The organism is Yersinia entomophaga (assembly GCF_001656035.1).
In the GTDB taxonomy this organism is placed as follows: Bacteria; Pseudomonadota; Gammaproteobacteria; order Enterobacterales; family Enterobacteriaceae; genus Yersinia; species Yersinia entomophaga.
Window position 1 is genome coordinate 988,059 of sequence record NZ_CP010029.1, and the last position, 15,399, is coordinate 1,003,457.

The window sequence follows — 15,399 nt, forward strand, 5'->3', positions numbered from 1 at the left end:
CAAGAGGTAGAGGATGATTGAAGCAGACCGCCTGATTTCGGCTGGCGTTATCAGTGAAGAAGAGATCATTGACCGAGCGATTCGCCCCAAGCTATTAAGCGAATATGTCGGGCAACCCCATGTCCGCGAGCAGATGGAAATCTTTATTCAGGCGGCGAAACAGCGCGGTGATGCGCTGGATCATTTGCTGATATTTGGCCCTCCGGGTCTGGGTAAAACTACGCTGGCTAATATTGTGGCTAACGAGATGGGCGTGAATCTGCGTACCACTTCCGGCCCGGTACTGGAAAAAGCTGGCGATCTGGCGGCGATGCTGACCAACCTTGAGCCTCATGACGTACTGTTTATTGATGAAATTCATCGCCTATCTCCGGTAGTCGAAGAGATTCTTTACCCGGCGATGGAAGATTATCAGTTGGACATAATGATCGGTGAGGGGCCAGCGGCGCGTTCTATCAAGCTGGATTTGCCGCCCTTTACTTTGATTGGTGCCACGACGCGTGCCGGATCTCTGACTTCACCGTTGCGGGATCGCTTTGGGATTGTGCAGCGGCTGGAGTTTTATCAGGTTGCGGATCTGGAGCATATTGTCAGCCGTAGCGCCCAATGCCTGGGATTGGAATTAACGCCGGAAGGTGCTCATCAGCTGGCGCGTCGATCACGGGGCACGCCGCGGATTACCAATCGCCTGCTACGACGGGTTCGGGACTTCGCCGAAGTGAAAGCCGACGGTGCCATTAATGGTGATGTGGCGATGAAAGCCTTGGATATGCTGAATGTGGATGCGGAAGGCTTTGATTACATGGACCGTAAGCTATTGCTGGCAGTGATTGATAAGTTTATGGGTGGCCCGGTAGGGTTAGATAATCTGGCGGCGGCTATCGGGGAGGAGCGTGAAACCATTGAAGACGTGCTGGAACCCTATCTGATTCAGCAAGGTTTTATCCAACGCACTCCGCGTGGGCGTATTGCCACGCATCATGCCTACAAGCATTTTGGTATCGATCGAGAAGAGTAATGTTGTAAGCGGCGGAGTCTGCCTGAATGAGACAACTCCGCCGAATGACTGTGCCTGAATTAGGTTTTAAACCGTGGCTTTCTCGGCTACTGGCGTATTCACCATTCGGTTCAACCATGGAATCATCAGCCCCATCACGACTGCAATCCCCAGCGTAGTCAAACCGATCTTACCGAACACATCGGTATAGATAGGCAAGGTTTCCAATGGGTCGGTAATGCCTTCCGGCGTCGCGGTGAAGGTCGCAACGTAGCCCCCAATCAGGAAGGATGCTGCCTGTGTCAGGAACCACATCCCCAGAATAAAGCCCATCAAATACTGAGGCACTAACGCTGCTACCATCGCCAGACCCAAGGCGCTAATCATTAATTCCCCGATACTCTGGAATAGATAAACCAGAACGATAAACCAAGGTGATGTCAGGCCCTGGGCATCGGCAAACCACATACCGGCTGCCGCAGCGGTCAAAAATCCCAGCGAGCATAAGAACATGCCCAAAGTGAATTTGGCTGGCATAGTCAAATCTCGTCCTTTACTACCAAAACGAGTGTAGAGGCTGGCGAGAATAGGGCTGGCAACGACCACCCAAAACGGATTGAGTGCCTGGAAGCTGACTGGATTAATGGCAAAACCCAGTATTTCGTGATGAACGTTATTAATTGCGAAGAAATTTAGCGAGGTTGGCATCTGCGCGTACAGCACGTAGAAAACAATAGCTTCCAACATCAAAATGAAGGCAACAAACATCTTATTGCGCCCCAATGTATCCTGCTTGAATGCTTCTTTGAAGAAAATAAAAACCACCACTAATGACAGCACGATTAACACCAGATTGGCGATCATGACGTGATTCATCAGCCAGGCACAAACAAATACCATAATGACCGTACCGGCCAGCACCAGAAACAGGTTTTTCCAGTTTAGCGGCTGGGCGTCCGGCTCGGATCCTATATGGCGAACCATATGACGGCAGCAGAAATAAACCAGCAGAGCAAAGATCAGACCGATACCGCACAGATAGTAAGTGACAGTGTAACCATAGCGTTCGGCGATAATTGGGGCTAACGACAGAGAAAGCAACGAACCTACGTTAATTGACATATAAAACAGGGTAAAAGCACCGTCCAAGCGAGGATCTTTTGGCGGGTAGCACTTGGATAATAAGCTAGCTGGATTAGCTTTAAATAAACCATTCCCAACAGCAATAATCCCTAGGGCGATAAAAATCAGATTAGGCCGGTACAAGGATAAACCGGTAGCGAAATAACCAATGGCCAGCACCACTGCACCCAGCACCATGGTGCGCTTGGTTCCCAGTAAATGATCGCCGACGTAGCCACCGATGGAAATCAGGCCATAAACCAAAGCGGCAAAAGCCCCGAAAGTCACAAATGCCTGTTCTTGTGAGAAGCCCAGCTGTTTAACAAAGAAAACCGCGAGAATGCCCTGCACGCCGTAGTAGCCAAACCTTTCCCACAGTTCGACAAAGAAGATCATAAAGAAGGGTTTGGGCTGCTGTAATAAACCGGTTGGTGTGGGTTTATCCATGATGGTTTGCCTCTGAATAATAGTTATGAGTGGGTAGGGCGCGCACAAATCCGTCCCGGCGCGATAAAGAAAGCCGAATAGAATAGTGAAAATGTTTTCTCAAAAAGCAACGACGGCAGAGTATTACACTGGGTGAATATTATGTTTGTGGCTGATCACACTAATTAAAACTTACTGAGTGGTTTTTGTATCCGACATGTTTATTTCGTACAGAATGTTATCAAATTCAAAAAAATATAACTGAAATAACAACGGCGTAAGCGGTTGCGCCCAAAGGCTATTTGGGAGGGAAAGGTGAATATCAGCAAAATGCGGGATAAATAAGCAGGCGAAATAAGAAACAGGAAGTATAAAGCAGGAGGTAAGAGGAAAAGTATAAGAGGTCAGAAGTCCAAATCAACGCACGGAGGGAGCTGCGAACTTGCTCCCTCCGCAGAGCTTTATCCTCTGGGTTTTTGCGACAGGCTTAGCACAAACATCATTGCGGCGCAGAGCACCACGGATGGGCCAGCTGGCGTATCGTACAGCGCAGAGAAGGTCAGGCCGCCGGTTACAGCGAGAATGCCAATCACCACGGCGACCCCGGCCATTTGCTCCGGCGTTCGGGCAAAACGACGGGCGGCGGCGGCGGGAATGATGAGCAATGACGTGATGATCAGTGCGCCAACAAATTTCATTGATAAACCAATGGTCAACGCGGTAATTAGCATCAACAGCATTTTGACCCGCTGTAGGTTAACCCCGTCAACGTGTGCCAGCTCCGGGCTAATGGTCATCGATAACAGCGGCCGCCACTGCCAGCGTAGCACCAGCAATACCACGGCGACGCCGATGGCAATCATCCAGATATCATTGAGGGTAACTGAAAGCAGGTCGCCAAACAGATAGGCCATCAGGTCGACCCGCACATTTGACATTAGGCTGACGACGACTAGACCGAGCGACAATGCGCTGTGCGCCATGATGCCCAGTAAGGTATCGACGGCCAACTGCGGGCGACGTTCGAGCCACACGAGAACCAGAGCCAATATCAGCGTCATGGCGATCACCGCGTAAAACGGGTTCACATTCAGCAGCAGGCCAAATGCCACGCCGAGCAGCGAGGCGTGAGCCAAAGTATCGCCGAAATAAGACATTCGACGCCAGACCACAAACGACCCCAGCGGGCCAGCGGCGCAGGCCAGCAGGACACCCGCTAACCAGCCGGGTAAGAGTAATTCGATCATGCGTCACGGCTCCCTGGGTTTTTTAGAATAATTTTGCCATGCAAATCGTGACGATGATTATGGTGATGACGGTAAACGGCCAGTTTTTCGGCACCGCGGTTGCCAAACATGGCGATGAATTCTGGATGGGTAGAAACCACTTCTGGCGCTCCGGAACAGCAAATATGTTGATTAAGGCATAATACTTCGTCGGTTTTCGCCATAACCAGATGCAGATCGTGGGACACCATCAGTACGCCGCAGCCCAATTCGGTACGCAGTTGTTCAATCAGATCGTACAGTGCCAGCTGCCCGTTGACATCGACACCTTGTGTCGGTTCATCAAGCACCAGCAACTGCGGCTTATTCAACAAGGCTCTGGCTAGCAGTACCCGCTGATTTTCCCCTCCGGACAGTTTCTGCATGGGCTGTTCTAATAAATGGGCAGCATGGACGCGTTTCAGCGCCGGTAAAATATCCGCTTGCTTCACGCCGGGCTTAAGGCGCATAAAACGGCTCACCGTCAGCGGTAGAGTGGCGTCCAGATGTAATTTTTGTGGCACATAGCCAATACGTAATCCAGGCTCCCGAACCACGGAACCGCCGGTAGGGGCGATCAATCCCAGCACCACACGAACCAGCGTCGATTTTCCCGCGCCGTTTGGCCCAAGCAAAGTGAGGATTCTTCCCGGCTGTAATGAGAGGGAAATATCAGCGAGTACCCGCCGATTCCCGAAGGTAACGGATATTTTGTTCAGACTTACCAATGTGGACATGATGATTACGTTTGCAGAATTAAGTGAATGTTATAATATTACGCTTTTCCAGCGGAAAGGACGAGTTAACTTACCATGTTCAAGAGAAATAACGTTATGTTACAAAAAAACCAATGGCTACGAAGAACCCTATTAGCCAGCGCCGTTTTGATGGCAGGTGTGGTACATAGCGCATCAGCAGCGGTAGTCACCTCCATCCGTCCGTTGGGATTTATTGCGGCTTCTATCGCTGACGGCGTGCTGCCAACGGAGGTTTTACTGCCCGACGGCGCTTCGCCACACGATTATGCCCTTCGTCTGTCCGATGTCCAGCGTTTACGTCAGGCTGAGCTGGTAATTTGGGTGGGACCGGAAATGGAGGCCTTTCTGATAAAGCCATTGACGCAAGTCCCTGCCAGCAAACAGATTGCTGTTTCTCAATTGACTCAGGTTGCAGCGCTTTTAATGAAAGGCGACGAGCATGATGAACATGAAGGTGAGCATGACACGCATCATGATGATCATGCAGCGAATAATGATGAACCTGGACATCACCACGGTAAGTACAACATGCATGTTTGGCTTTCGCCAGAGATCGCTAAGTTGACGGCAATTGCTATTCACGACCGATTATTGGAACTTATGCCACAAAATCGGGACAAACTAGATGCAAACCTGCGCCGATTCGAGGATCAACTAGCGCAAAGTGACAAAAAAATTGCTAATATGCTGAAGCCTGTGCAGGGTAAGGGATATTTTGTTTTTCATGATGCCTATGGCTACTTTGAAAAACACTTTGGCTTGGCCCCATTGGGTCACTTTACAGTCAACCCCGAAATACAGCCCGGCGCACAGCGTTTACTTCAAATTCGAACACAGTTGGTTGAGCAAAAGGCGGTATGCGTTTTTGCTGAGCCACAATTCAGGCCGGCCGTCATTAATGCCGTTGCCAAGGGAACTCAGGTGCGTTCAGGCACGCTGGATCCATTGGGTAGCGGCATCGCATTGGGCAAAGACAGCTACACAGAGTTTCTGTCTCAGTTGTCTGACCAATACGAGAGCTGCCTGAAGTAAGACTTATAAGGATACTCATAAGTGCAGCAGATAGTCCGAACTATCGCTCTGGCGTATAACAACTTACCGCGGCCCCATCGAGTGATGTTGGGGTCGTTGACCGTAATGACCTTGGCCGTTGCCGTTTGGCGGCCATTTGTTTATCACCCAGAACACGATCCCATCGCGAAGAGCGTTATTCTTGATACCAGCCAGGCGAACATTTTGGCTCCAGAAGCCAGTGAGCCGCTAGACCAACCGAGTCCGGACGATGAGATTCCTCAGGACGAGCTGGACGCTAAAGATGTTAATGAAAGTGGCGTTCATGAATATGTGGTTTCCACCGGCGATACCCTTGGCAATATTCTGACTCAGTACGGCATCGAGATGTCCGATGTGGCGTTACTGGCTTCGCAAAACCGCGACCTGCGTAATCTGAAGATCGGGCAGCAAATTTCCTGGACGGTGAACGATTCCGGCGATTTACAACGCCTGACCTGGGAAGTGTCTCGCCGTGAGACGCGTACTTACGATCGCGTTGGCAATACCTTTAAAGAAACTAAAGAGTTGCAAAAAGGTGAGTGGCGTAACAGCGTAATGACCGGTCGTCTGGACGGCAGTTTCGTTAACAGCGCCAAGAAAGCCGGATTGAACAACTCGGAAATTCGCGCTGTGACTAAAGCCTTACAGTGGCAGTTAGATTTCAGTAAATTGCGTAAAGGCGATCAGTTCGCCGTGCTGATGTCGCGGGAAGTGCTCGACGGGCGCAGTGAGCAAAGCCAATTGGTCGGCGTGCGTATGCGCTCCGGCGGCAAAGATTACTATGCTATTCGCGCCGAAGACGGCAAGTTCTATGATCGTCAGGGTTCCGGTCTGGCCCGTGGCTTTATGCGTTTTCCAACCATGAAGCAGTTCCGCGTGTCTTCCAACTTTAATCCACGTCGTATTAACCCGGTTACCGGGCGTGTTGCGCCGCACAAAGGCGTCGATTTTGCTATGCCGGTCGGTACTCCGGTACTGGCGGTGGGCGATGGCGAAGTAGTGATTGCGAAACGCAGCGGCGCGGCGGGCAACTATGTGGCCATTCGTCACGGTCGCCAGTACACCACGCGTTATATGCATTTGAAAAAGCTGCTGGTTAAACCGGGTCAGAAAGTAAAACGGGGCGATCGTATCGCACTGTCTGGAAATACCGGTCGTTCCACCGGGCCGCATTTGCACTATGAATTCTGGATCAACCAGCAGGCGGTTAACCCGTTGACGGCTAAACTGCCTCGTTCCGAAGGATTGAGCGGTAAAGAACGCAGCGATTATCTGGCTATTGCGAAAGAAGTGATCCCGCAGTTGCAGCTCGACTAACCGGTAATTCCACTCAGGAATTCTTGAGCGGAATAAATAAAATCTAATGTGGTCGTTATGGTGATATTCATTGTAACGGCCACGTTGGTGATCAACAGGTCAGGTTTTTTAGCCTGATATCAGTTTTTACAGTCAGATGGACAATTGCATTCTCTATCTTCGCAATTATGATTAGCTGATTGGCCTATTCGAAGAGTTTCCTGATGCAAAAAGAGAAGAACGACAGCGCGGGTTTTATTCCGGTATTCCAAAAATCATTCCTTCATCCGCGTTTTTGGGGCGTATGGCTGGGCATTGGCGTGATGGCAGCGCTGGCTTATTTACCGGCAAGAATTCGCGATCCTTTTTTAGCCAGTGTAGGCCGTTTGGCCGGTAAATTCGCCAAAGGCGCTCGTCGGCGCGCGCGGATAAACCTTCTCTATTGTTTGCCGGATATCAGTGAGACGGAACGTGAGCAAATTATCGATGAGATGTTTGCCACTGCGCCGCAGCCGATGATGCTGATGGCCGAACTGTGTTTCCGCGATCCTAAGCACGTGTTGTCCCGTGTTCATTGGCATGGTGAATCTGTTTTAGATGAACTCCAGCAGCAAGGGCGCAACGTTATTCTGCTGGTGCCCCACGCGTGGTCTATCGATATTCCCGCCATGTTATTGGCCGGGCAGGGGAAACCGGTCGCCGGAATGTTCCATCATCAGCGCAACCCGCTGGTAGATTATCTGTGGAACAGCGCTCGCCTGCGTTTCGGTGGCCGCATTCATGCGCGCGAAAGCGGCATTAAGCCTTTTATCAGCTCGGTGCGTCAGGGGTATTGGGGCTATTATCTGCCGGATGAAGATTACGGCGCAGAGCAGAGCGAGTTCGTTGACTTCTTCTCGACCTATAAGGCCACGCTGCCTGCGGTAGGGCGTTTGATGAAAGTGTGCCGTGCGGCCATTGTGCCGATGTTCCCTGTTTATAATTACCGTGAACATCGTTTGGATATTTATATTCGTCCACCAATGGATGATTTAGCGGATGCGGATGACGCTTATATTGCTCGTCGCATGAACGAAGAAGTAGAGGCTTTGGTTAGCCCTAACTTAGAGCAGTACACTTGGATTTTGAAACTGCTGAAAACCCGTAAAGAAGGTGAAATCGAGCCTTACGTACGCAAGGATCTGTAATCCGGCGTGAGCGGGCCGCGCGTTCAGTAGTGAAAAGTGAAATAAAATGCAGATAAAGAAAAAGCCAGTCAACTTAACGCGGACTGGCTTTTTTATTGGCGCAGAATAATTATTCCACGCGAATAATACGGCTGGTGTTAGTCGTACCTATGGTACCCATCACATCGCCCTGAGTGACGATAACCAGATCGCCAGAAACCAGGAAGCCTTTATCGCGCAGGCAGTTAACCGCTTCATTGGCAGCCACTACGCCATCGGTGTGGTTGGCGCAATAAACCGGCGTGACGCCGCGATAGATCGCGGTCAGGTTCAGCGTATGTTCATGACGAGACATGGCAAAGATCGGTAAACCCGAGCTGATACGCGACATCATCAAGGCAGTACGGCCAGATTCGGTCATGGCAATGATCGCCGTGATACCTTTAAGGTGGTTAGCCGCGTACATCGTGGACATCGCGATGGCTTCTTCGACGTTATCGAATTGCACATCTAAACGGTGCTTGGAAACGTTAATGCTTGGGATTTTCTCTGCACCCAAACAGACTCGCGCCATCGCGGCTACGGTTTCAGCCGGATACTGACCCGCCGCCGTTTCTGCTGACAGCATCACCGCATCGGTCCCATCCAACACGGCGTTCGCTACGTCCATAACTTCGGCGCGGGTTGGCATTGGGTTGGTGATCATCGATTCCATCATCTGCGTGGCGGTAATGACCGCACGATTCAACTGACGGGCACGACGGATCAGTTTTTTCTGGATACCGACCAGCTCTGGATCGCCAATTTCTACGCCCAAATCGCCACGGGCGACCATAACCACGTCAGAGGCGAGGATGATGTCATCCATGGCTTCGTCAGTGGCTACGGCTTCGGCACGTTCGACTTTGGAGACAATTTTCGCGTTACAGCCAGCATCCCGCGCCAAACGGCGGGCATAATGCAAGTCTTCGCCAGTACGCGGGAAGGAGACGGCCAGATAATCGACGCCAATTTTTGCGGCAGTCACGATATCAGCTTTGTCTTTCTCGGTCAGCGCTTCAGCGGATAAACCACCGCCCAGTTTGTTGATGCCTTTATTGTTGGAAAGAGGGCCGCCGACGGTGACTTCGGTGAACACTTTCATGCCCTGAACTTCCAGCACTTTGAGCTGAACGCGGCCGTCGTCGAGCAACAGAATATCGCCCGGCACCACGTCCGCAGGTAAGCCTTTGTAATCGATACCAACTTTATCTTTGTCGCCTTCGCCTTTACCCAGGTTGGCGTCTAACAGGAACTTATCGCCAATATTCAGGAAGACTTTGCCTTCCTTGAAGGTGGATACACGGATTTTTGGCCCTTGCAAATCGCCAAGAATTGCCACGTGACGCCCCAAACGCGCGGCGATTTCGCGCACTTTATTAGCGCGTAACATGTGGTCTTCAGCGGTGCCATGGGAAAAATTCAGGCGGACTACGTTTGCACCCGCAGCAATAACCTTTTCCAGGTTATTATCGCGGTCGGTAGCCGGCCCCAGTGTGGTAACAATCTTGGTCCTTCTGAGCCGTCTGGACATGCATTACTCCGTTGACTGGTGAAGCATTGGTGTTGTTAAAACTGCGGATAATTAACCCTAGGGCAAAATGTCACTGAGTGACGAGTTTTACTCTGAAATTGTGTCATCCAAATTAACCGCATGCGAATGTAGAAACGATAGCTGTGTAATAGGTTATCGGCGCAAAACTGAAATAAATCAGCTCTAAGCGATATTTTTAGCGTCGGGCGTTTATTCAATCAGGCCCTGTAAAGACGCGCCCTTATCAAAGCGCGATTCTTTCAACGCTTCTTTGACCCGCTTCAAGTTATCCCTGAATTTATCGCCGCGGCGTAAAGTAAATCCGGTTGCCAGTACATCAATCAGTGTCAGTTGAGCAATTCGTGACACCATCGGCATATAAACATCGGTATCTTCCGGAACGTCCAGCAGCAATGACAGCGTTGCTTCGTGTGCCAGCGGCGTGTCTCGCGAGGTAATGGCAATAACGGTCGCATCGTTCTCGCGTGCCAGACGGGCCATTTCTACCAGATTCTTGGTGCGGCCAGTGTGGGAAATCAGCACCACAACGTCACCTTCCCCGGAGTTCATACAACTCATGCGTTGCATAACGATATCATCGAAATAAATAACCGGGATATTGAAGCGGAAAAATTTATTCATTGCATCATGGGCGACGGCGGCGGATGCGCCCAGGCCAAAGAAGGAAATTTTCTTGGCCTGAGTCAGTAAGTCCACCGCCCGATTTATCGCTGCAATATCCAGATTGGTTTTCACCATATCCAGACTGGCCATCGTCGATTCGAAAATCTTGCCTGTATATGCAGCAACACTATCATTTTCTTCGACGTTACGGTTCACATAAGGTGTGCCATTTGCCAGACTTTGGGCTAAATGCAGTTTAAAATCAGGGAAGCCTTTGGTATCCAGACGGCGACAGAAACGATTAACCGTTGGTTCGCTAACGTTGGCCATTTTCGCCAGCGTGGCGATACTAGAGTGAATGGCAGTTTGTGGGGAGGCAAGGATCACCTCGGCGACTTTCCTTTCAGATTTGCTCAGGAGGTCCAGATTATTTTGGATCTTTTCCAGCGTATTCATATAACGAGAGTCACCCATGGGTTTTGTCGATTTCATTCAAAGGAGAAATCTATGCCGGTTTAATGGAAATATACTACGAGCCGGGACCCGTTGGCAGAGGCATTGATGAGGAAGCAGCCCTTTTTCATCAGAATATGACCTGTGTCTAATTTTCAGAATGGTAAAAGACGATCAAAAAAGTCATAAAATTACATTTTTATCTTACGCCGCCTTATTTGACGGGGCTTAGCGCCTGATAGGATGTTTTATAACCGTTTTTATTGCCTTTTTATCCGGGTTTACTGGCTATAGTCAAAGAGAGTACATTATAGATGTAAGAAAATTACAAATATCCTGCAACGAGGAGAAATACATGGCGGTAACTAATACAGCCCAGGCATGCGACCTGGTTATTTTCGGCGCTAAAGGTGACCTGGCACGCCGAAAGCTGCTGCCTTCCCTTTACCAGCTAGAGAAAGCGGGTCATATCCATCCTGATACACGCATTATCGGTGTGGGTCGGGCTGACTGGGATAAAGACGCGTATATCGGCGTGGTGAAGGAAGCCCTCGACACCTTTATGAAAGAAAAGCTGGATGACGAACTTTGGCAGAAGCTCAGCAGCCGGCTGGATTTCTGTAATCTGGATGTCAACGACAGCAAGCACTTTGCTAAATTGGGCAAAATGCTCGATCAAAAAAACCGCACTACCATTAACTACTTTGCCATGCCGCCTAGTACTTTCGGTGCCATCTGCAAAGGTTTGGGCGAAGCCAAGCTGAATAACGAACCGGCGCGCGTAGTGATGGAAAAACCGTTAGGAACCGATTTGGCTTCCTCACGGGTGATCAACGATCAGGTTGCTGAATACTTTAACGAGTGTCAGGTTTACCGTATCGACCACTATTTAGGTAAAGAAACGGTTCTGAACCTGTTGGCGCTGCGTTTTGCCAACTCACTGTTTGCTTCCAACTGGGATAACCGCACTATCGATCACGTGCAGATTACCGTTGCGGAAGAAGTGGGTATCGAGGGCCGTTGGGGCTACTTCGATCAGGCTGGCCAGATGCGAGATATGATTCAAAACCATTTGCTGCAAATCCTGACCATGATCGCCATGTCGCCACCGGCAGATTTGACCACCGACCGTATTCGCGATGAAAAAGTGAAAGTGCTGCGTTCACTGCGCCGTATCGATCAGACCAACGTGCGTGAAACCACGGTTCGCGGTCAGTACACCGCCGGTTTCGTTCAGGGTCACAAAGTACCGGGCTATCTGGAAGAGGAAGGGGCGAATAAGAGTAGTAATACCGAAACCTTTGTGTCTATCCGCGTGGATATTGATGACTGGCGTTGGGCCGGCGTGCCGTTCTACCTGCGTACCGGGAAACGTTTGCCGACCAAATGTTCGGAAGTGGTGGTGTACTTTAAAAACCCTGCGCTGAATCTGTTCCGCGAGTCTTACCAACAGTTGCCGCAGAACAAGCTGACCATTCGTTTACAGCCGGACGAAGGCATTGAGATTCAGGTGCTGAATAAAGTGCCGGGTCTGGATCATAAGCACCGCTTGCAAACGACTAAGCTGGACTTGAGTTTCTCCGAGACTTTCAACGAAGAGCATATCGCTGATGCCTATGAACGTTTGTTGCTGGAAACCATGCGCGGCATTCAGGCCCTGTTTGTGCGTCGTGATGAAGTGGAAGAAGCTTGGAAATGGGTTGACTCCATCATGGAAGCCTGGGCGGCGGATAATGAAGCGCCGAAGCCTTACCAATCCGGTACCTGGGGACCTGTAGCCTCAGTTGCCATGATCACTCGCGATGGTCGTTCATGGAACGAATTCGAGTAATCGTTTAACAGCATAACCATCAGTAACCTCACTACCCCGGTGCCGCAGACACAGCCGGCCGCTGACCGGCGGGGTAGTGCATCCATCAGGGAATGCCTGGATGAACTCACGGACGGAGCACCTGCGCGATTATAAGAGCCATTCAAAGGCTTAGTTCTGATTTTGTTTCATGGCAGGCAGTATAGAAGAGGCGGGTCACTTTCCGTGGGTCTTCGGCTGAGTGCCATCTTTTAACCGATGCCTAGAAGGCAACCAACATAGCCCTGAATGGAAAGGCATCAATCCTATGTCAGACGGCATAAGTGGAGATAACGACCGATGAAAAGCTGGAAAACGAGCGCAGAACAGATTATGACCGCAGGTCCGGTGGTCCCGGTAATCGTCATCAATAAACTCGAACAGGCGGTGCCTTTGGCTAAAGCGCTGGTTGCCGGTGGCGTACGCGTGCTGGAAGTGACTTTGCGTACCCCGTGCGCAGTTGACGCGATTCGCGCCATTGCACAGGAAGTACCAGAAGCGATTATTGGTGCCGGTACCGTGCTGAATCCTGAGCAATTGGCAGCCGTGACCGAAGCGGGCGCCCAGTTTGCTATTAGCCCTGGCTTAACCGCCGATCTGTTGCAGGCGGCCACCGCAGGCACGATTCCATTGATTCCAGGCATTAGCACCGTTTCTGAATTGATGCTAGGCATGAGTTACGGCCTGAAAGAGTTCAAATTCTTCCCGGCGGAAGCCAACGGTGGCGTGAAGGCGCTACAGGCTATCGGCGGCCCGTTCTCTCAGGTTCGCTTCTGCCCAACAGGCGGTATCACGCCAAATAATTACCGTGATTATTTAGCGCTGAAGAGTGTTTTATGTATCGGCGGCTCCTGGTTGGTTCCGGCCGATGCGCTGGAGAAAGGGGATTACAATCGGATAACCGAGCTGGCGAAACAGGCGGTAGAAGGCGCAGCGGCATAAGCTGTCTAAGCCCCTGAACCGGCGAGATAATTTCTGCTTTTCTCTAGAATTGAAAACCCCCAGGTTCTGGGGGTTTTGTATTTTTGAAATAACTAAAGTGCTCTTTTATAAACTTTTTTTTCTCTAATTTTTTCAAATTGGCGGTTTGCTTTCTATTTTTGCCTATGGTACAAATAGCTCAGTTAATTATTCTAATTTGATGAGGATTTGAGGCAAATCGCACTCGGTTTCACGAAATATGTGCGGCTAAAAAAGAGAAAACATTATGATTAAAACTAACGGAATTACTCTCAAAACTTCTACCTGCCAACTCTTCCTGTCTGCCATTCTAGCCAGTGAACATCACTGGTGCAGCGAGCTTTAGCGTCACTCTCCCTTAACCGGCGCGGCATTTAACTCCGCATAATCCGGGCATAGCATTTTTATACGCCAAGTGAGTATCTATTTCTTACGGCCTACGCACGTCTGCAATCTGTGATTTCAGCTTGTGCATGAGGATAACCGTAACAAATAGACCTTAGCGTGCGTTTTCGCGTGTTAGGAGAGATTTTATGATTTATTGGATTTTTTTAGGCTTAGCTATCGTTGCAGAAATTATTGGTACCCTTTCAATGAAATACGCCAGCGTCAGCGGCGAATTAACCGGCCATTTGGTGATGTATGTGATGATCACCGGTTCTTACATCTTATTGGCGATGGCGATTAAGAAAGTGGCATTGGGCGTGGCTTACGCGCTGTGGGAAGGGATCGGGATTCTCATTATTACTCTGTTCAGTGTGCTGTGGTTTGGCGAAACGCTGTCTCCGTTGAAAATCGCCGGTCTGGTGACCTTGGTGGGCGGGATTATGCTGGTTAAATCCGGCACCCGTAAGCCGAAAAAACCGGGTCAGGGCGGTGGCATCAAGCTCCCCGGAGCGCTGAAAGCCAAAGTCACTGGCCAGCCGACATTAGCGGTTAAGTCAGGTGGGGATCATGCAACAGCTTGAGTTTTACCACATTGGCTTTTTGATTCTGGCGGTGATTTTAGAAATTCTTGCCAATATTTTGTTGAAAATGTCAGACGGCTTCCGTCGGGTTTGGTTAGGGATTTTCTCCCTGCTGTCGGTACTTGGTGCGTTCAGCGCTTTAGCGCAGGCGGTAAAAGGTATCGATCTTTCGGTGGCTTACGCGTTATGGGGCGGTTTTGGTATTGCCGCTACCGTCGCGGCCGGTTGGATTCTGTTTAACCAGCGATTGAATTATAAAGGCTGGATTGGTCTGATTCTGCTGCTGGCCGGTATGGTGATGATTAAACTGGCGTAACACCGGGGATCGCACTGACTCAGTAACAAACTACAGAAAAGTCACAGAGAAACCATATAAAAACAAAAGGGTAGCCGGTGCATGCGGGCTACCCTTTTGTACGATTTAACGTGCGGCGATAATTTTAATTTCGACTTTATACTGCGGATTCATCAACTTAGCCTGAACGGTGCAGCGTACCGGTGCGCTGCCGTCAACGACCCAAGCATCCCAGGCGGCGTTCATACCGGCAAAGTCTGCAGCGTCGGCCAGAAAAATTGTCGCATCGAGGATTTTGCTCTTGCTCGAACCCAGATGATTCAGCAGCATATCAATAGCGGCCAGCGTATTGGCCGTTTGCGCGGTAATATCAGCATCCAGATTTTCCGGTACGCCGGTGTAATAAATAGTGTCGTTATACACCACCGCATCTGACCAGCGTTTTTCCGGGTTAATTCGTTCAATGCTCATTTTCACTCCTTTGTGTGAATATCGTTATCTGCTACCTCTATCAGGGTAACATAAGTGATCGCGATAATGTGTGTGGTGCCTCAGCCTCATGCTTGGCATAATCAGCGCTGATTTGATTCGGCA

Annotated in this window: 14 protein-coding genes; 8 read left to right on the forward strand and 6 right to left on the reverse strand. The window is 50.1% G+C overall.

Going from position 1 to position 15,399, the window contains the following annotated elements; translation table 11 throughout:
- Positions 1-13 precede the first annotated feature (13 nt).
- Positions 14-1,018 carry a Holliday junction branch migration DNA helicase RuvB gene (gene ruvB / locus PL78_RS04470; RefSeq protein WP_064513472.1) on the forward strand — a complete coding sequence of 335 codons (1,005 nt, stop codon included), beginning with the start codon at positions 14-16 and terminating at the stop codon, positions 1,016-1,018.
- A gap of 66 nt (positions 1,019-1,084) precedes the next feature.
- On the opposite strand, the gene dtpB is transcribed toward ruvB, so the two are convergent.
- From dtpB to znuC, 3 genes are all read right to left on the reverse strand, one after another.
- A complete protein-coding gene (gene dtpB, locus PL78_RS04475) occupies positions 1,085-2,566 on the reverse strand; it encodes a dipeptide/tripeptide permease DtpB (protein ID WP_064513474.1) in 1,482 nt (493 codons plus the stop codon).
- A 440-nt stretch (positions 2,567-3,006) separates the two neighbouring features.
- On the reverse strand, positions 3,007-3,792 hold the full coding sequence (gene znuB, locus PL78_RS04480; RefSeq protein WP_064513475.1) for a zinc ABC transporter permease subunit ZnuB: 786 nt from the start codon (positions 3,790-3,792) through the stop codon (positions 3,007-3,009).
- Complete coding sequence (gene znuC, locus PL78_RS04485) at positions 3,789-4,547, reverse strand: zinc ABC transporter ATP-binding protein ZnuC (RefSeq protein ID WP_064513477.1); 759 nt, start codon at positions 4,545-4,547, stop codon at positions 3,789-3,791. The genes znuB and znuC overlap by 4 nt, the downstream gene beginning before the upstream one ends.
- Before the next feature lie 96 nt (positions 4,548-4,643).
- On the opposite strand from znuC, the gene znuA reads away from it, so the two are divergent.
- The 3 genes from znuA (at position 4,644) to lpxM (ending at position 8,104) form a co-directional block, all read left to right on the forward strand.
- Complete coding sequence (gene znuA, locus PL78_RS04490; protein ID WP_064513479.1) at positions 4,644-5,600, forward strand: zinc ABC transporter substrate-binding protein ZnuA; 957 nt, start codon at positions 4,644-4,646, stop codon at positions 5,598-5,600.
- Positions 5,601-5,621: 21 nt separating this feature from the next.
- The gene (gene mepM / locus PL78_RS04495) at positions 5,622-6,938 is read left to right on the forward strand and encodes a murein DD-endopeptidase MepM (RefSeq protein ID WP_064513481.1); all 1,317 of its coding nucleotides are present in this window, start codon (positions 5,622-5,624) and stop codon (positions 6,936-6,938) included.
- A gap of 203 nt (positions 6,939-7,141) precedes the next feature.
- Positions 7,142-8,104 (forward strand): lauroyl-Kdo(2)-lipid IV(A) myristoyltransferase, encoded by a 963-nt coding sequence (lpxM, locus tag PL78_RS04500; protein WP_064513484.1) that lies wholly within the window; start codon positions 7,142-7,144, stop codon positions 8,102-8,104.
- A 109-nt stretch (positions 8,105-8,213) separates the two neighbouring features.
- Here the strand turns inward: lpxM and pyk are convergent, their stop codons facing one another.
- Both pyk and PL78_RS04510 read right to left on the reverse strand, forming a co-directional pair.
- Complete coding sequence (gene pyk / locus PL78_RS04505) at positions 8,214-9,656, reverse strand: pyruvate kinase (protein ID WP_049597692.1); 1,443 nt, start codon at positions 9,654-9,656, stop codon at positions 8,214-8,216.
- A gap of 210 nt (positions 9,657-9,866) precedes the next feature.
- Positions 9,867-10,754: a MurR/RpiR family transcriptional regulator gene (locus PL78_RS04510; RefSeq protein WP_462952511.1), complete on the reverse strand. Its 888-nt coding sequence runs from the start codon at positions 10,752-10,754 to the stop codon at positions 9,867-9,869.
- A gap of 334 nt (positions 10,755-11,088) precedes the next feature.
- Here PL78_RS04510 and zwf point away from each other — a divergent pair, with 334 nt between their 5' ends.
- The 4 genes from zwf to mdtI all read left to right on the forward strand — a co-directional run bounded on the left by zwf (position 11,089) and on the right by mdtI (position 14,826).
- Entirely contained in the window at positions 11,089-12,564 is a 1,476-nt protein-coding gene (gene zwf / locus PL78_RS04515; RefSeq protein ID WP_064513489.1) for a glucose-6-phosphate dehydrogenase, read from the forward strand.
- Between the two features lie 318 nt (positions 12,565-12,882).
- Positions 12,883-13,524, forward strand: coding sequence for a bifunctional 4-hydroxy-2-oxoglutarate aldolase/2-dehydro-3-deoxy-phosphogluconate aldolase (locus PL78_RS04520; RefSeq protein WP_064513491.1), 642 nt, complete (start codon positions 12,883-12,885; stop codon positions 13,522-13,524).
- A 551-nt stretch (positions 13,525-14,075) separates the two neighbouring features.
- Positions 14,076-14,510: a multidrug/spermidine efflux SMR transporter subunit MdtJ gene (mdtJ, locus tag PL78_RS04525; protein ID WP_064513493.1), complete on the forward strand. Its 435-nt coding sequence runs from the start codon at positions 14,076-14,078 to the stop codon at positions 14,508-14,510.
- Positions 14,497-14,826 (forward strand): multidrug/spermidine efflux SMR transporter subunit MdtI, encoded by a 330-nt coding sequence (gene mdtI, locus PL78_RS04530; protein WP_064513495.1) that lies wholly within the window; start codon positions 14,497-14,499, stop codon positions 14,824-14,826. The genes mdtJ and mdtI overlap by 14 nt, the downstream gene beginning before the upstream one ends.
- A 105-nt stretch (positions 14,827-14,931) precedes the next feature.
- On the opposite strand, the gene PL78_RS04535 is transcribed toward mdtI, so the two are convergent.
- Positions 14,932-15,276 (reverse strand): RidA family protein, encoded by a 345-nt coding sequence (locus PL78_RS04535; RefSeq protein WP_064513497.1) that lies wholly within the window; start codon positions 15,274-15,276, stop codon positions 14,932-14,934.
- Between the last annotated feature and the right edge of the window lie 123 nt (positions 15,277-15,399).

Excerpts from the sequence above, each read along its gene's own strand:
- ruvB (WP_064513472.1), top strand. The coding sequence starts at position 14 with ATGATTGAAGCAGACCGCCTGATTTCGGCTGGCGTTATCAGTGAAGAA.
- dtpB (WP_064513474.1), bottom strand. The coding sequence starts at position 2,566 with ATGGATAAACCCACACCAACCGGTTTATTACAGCAGCCCAAACCCTTC.
- znuB (WP_064513475.1), bottom strand. The coding sequence starts at position 3,792 with ATGATCGAATTACTCTTACCCGGCTGGTTAGCGGGTGTCCTGCTGGCC.
- znuC (WP_064513477.1), bottom strand. The coding sequence starts at position 4,547 with ATGTCCACATTGGTAAGTCTGAACAAAATATCCGTTACCTTCGGGAAT.
- znuA (WP_064513479.1), top strand. The coding sequence starts at position 4,644 with ATGTTACAAAAAAACCAATGGCTACGAAGAACCCTATTAGCCAGCGCC.
- lpxM (WP_064513484.1), top strand. The coding sequence starts at position 7,142 with ATGCAAAAAGAGAAGAACGACAGCGCGGGTTTTATTCCGGTATTCCAA.
- pyk (WP_049597692.1), bottom strand. The coding sequence starts at position 9,656 with ATGTCCAGACGGCTCAGAAGGACCAAGATTGTTACCACACTGGGGCCG.
- PL78_RS04510 (WP_462952511.1), bottom strand. The coding sequence starts at position 10,754 with ATGGGTGACTCTCGTTATATGAATACGCTGGAAAAGATCCAAAATAAT.
- zwf (WP_064513489.1), top strand. The coding sequence starts at position 11,089 with ATGGCGGTAACTAATACAGCCCAGGCATGCGACCTGGTTATTTTCGGC.
- PL78_RS04520 (WP_064513491.1), top strand. The coding sequence starts at position 12,883 with ATGAAAAGCTGGAAAACGAGCGCAGAACAGATTATGACCGCAGGTCCG.
- mdtJ (WP_064513493.1), top strand. The coding sequence starts at position 14,076 with ATGATTTATTGGATTTTTTTAGGCTTAGCTATCGTTGCAGAAATTATT.
- mdtI (WP_064513495.1), top strand. The coding sequence starts at position 14,497 with ATGCAACAGCTTGAGTTTTACCACATTGGCTTTTTGATTCTGGCGGTG.
- PL78_RS04535 (WP_064513497.1), bottom strand. The coding sequence starts at position 15,276 with ATGAGCATTGAACGAATTAACCCGGAAAAACGCTGGTCAGATGCGGTG.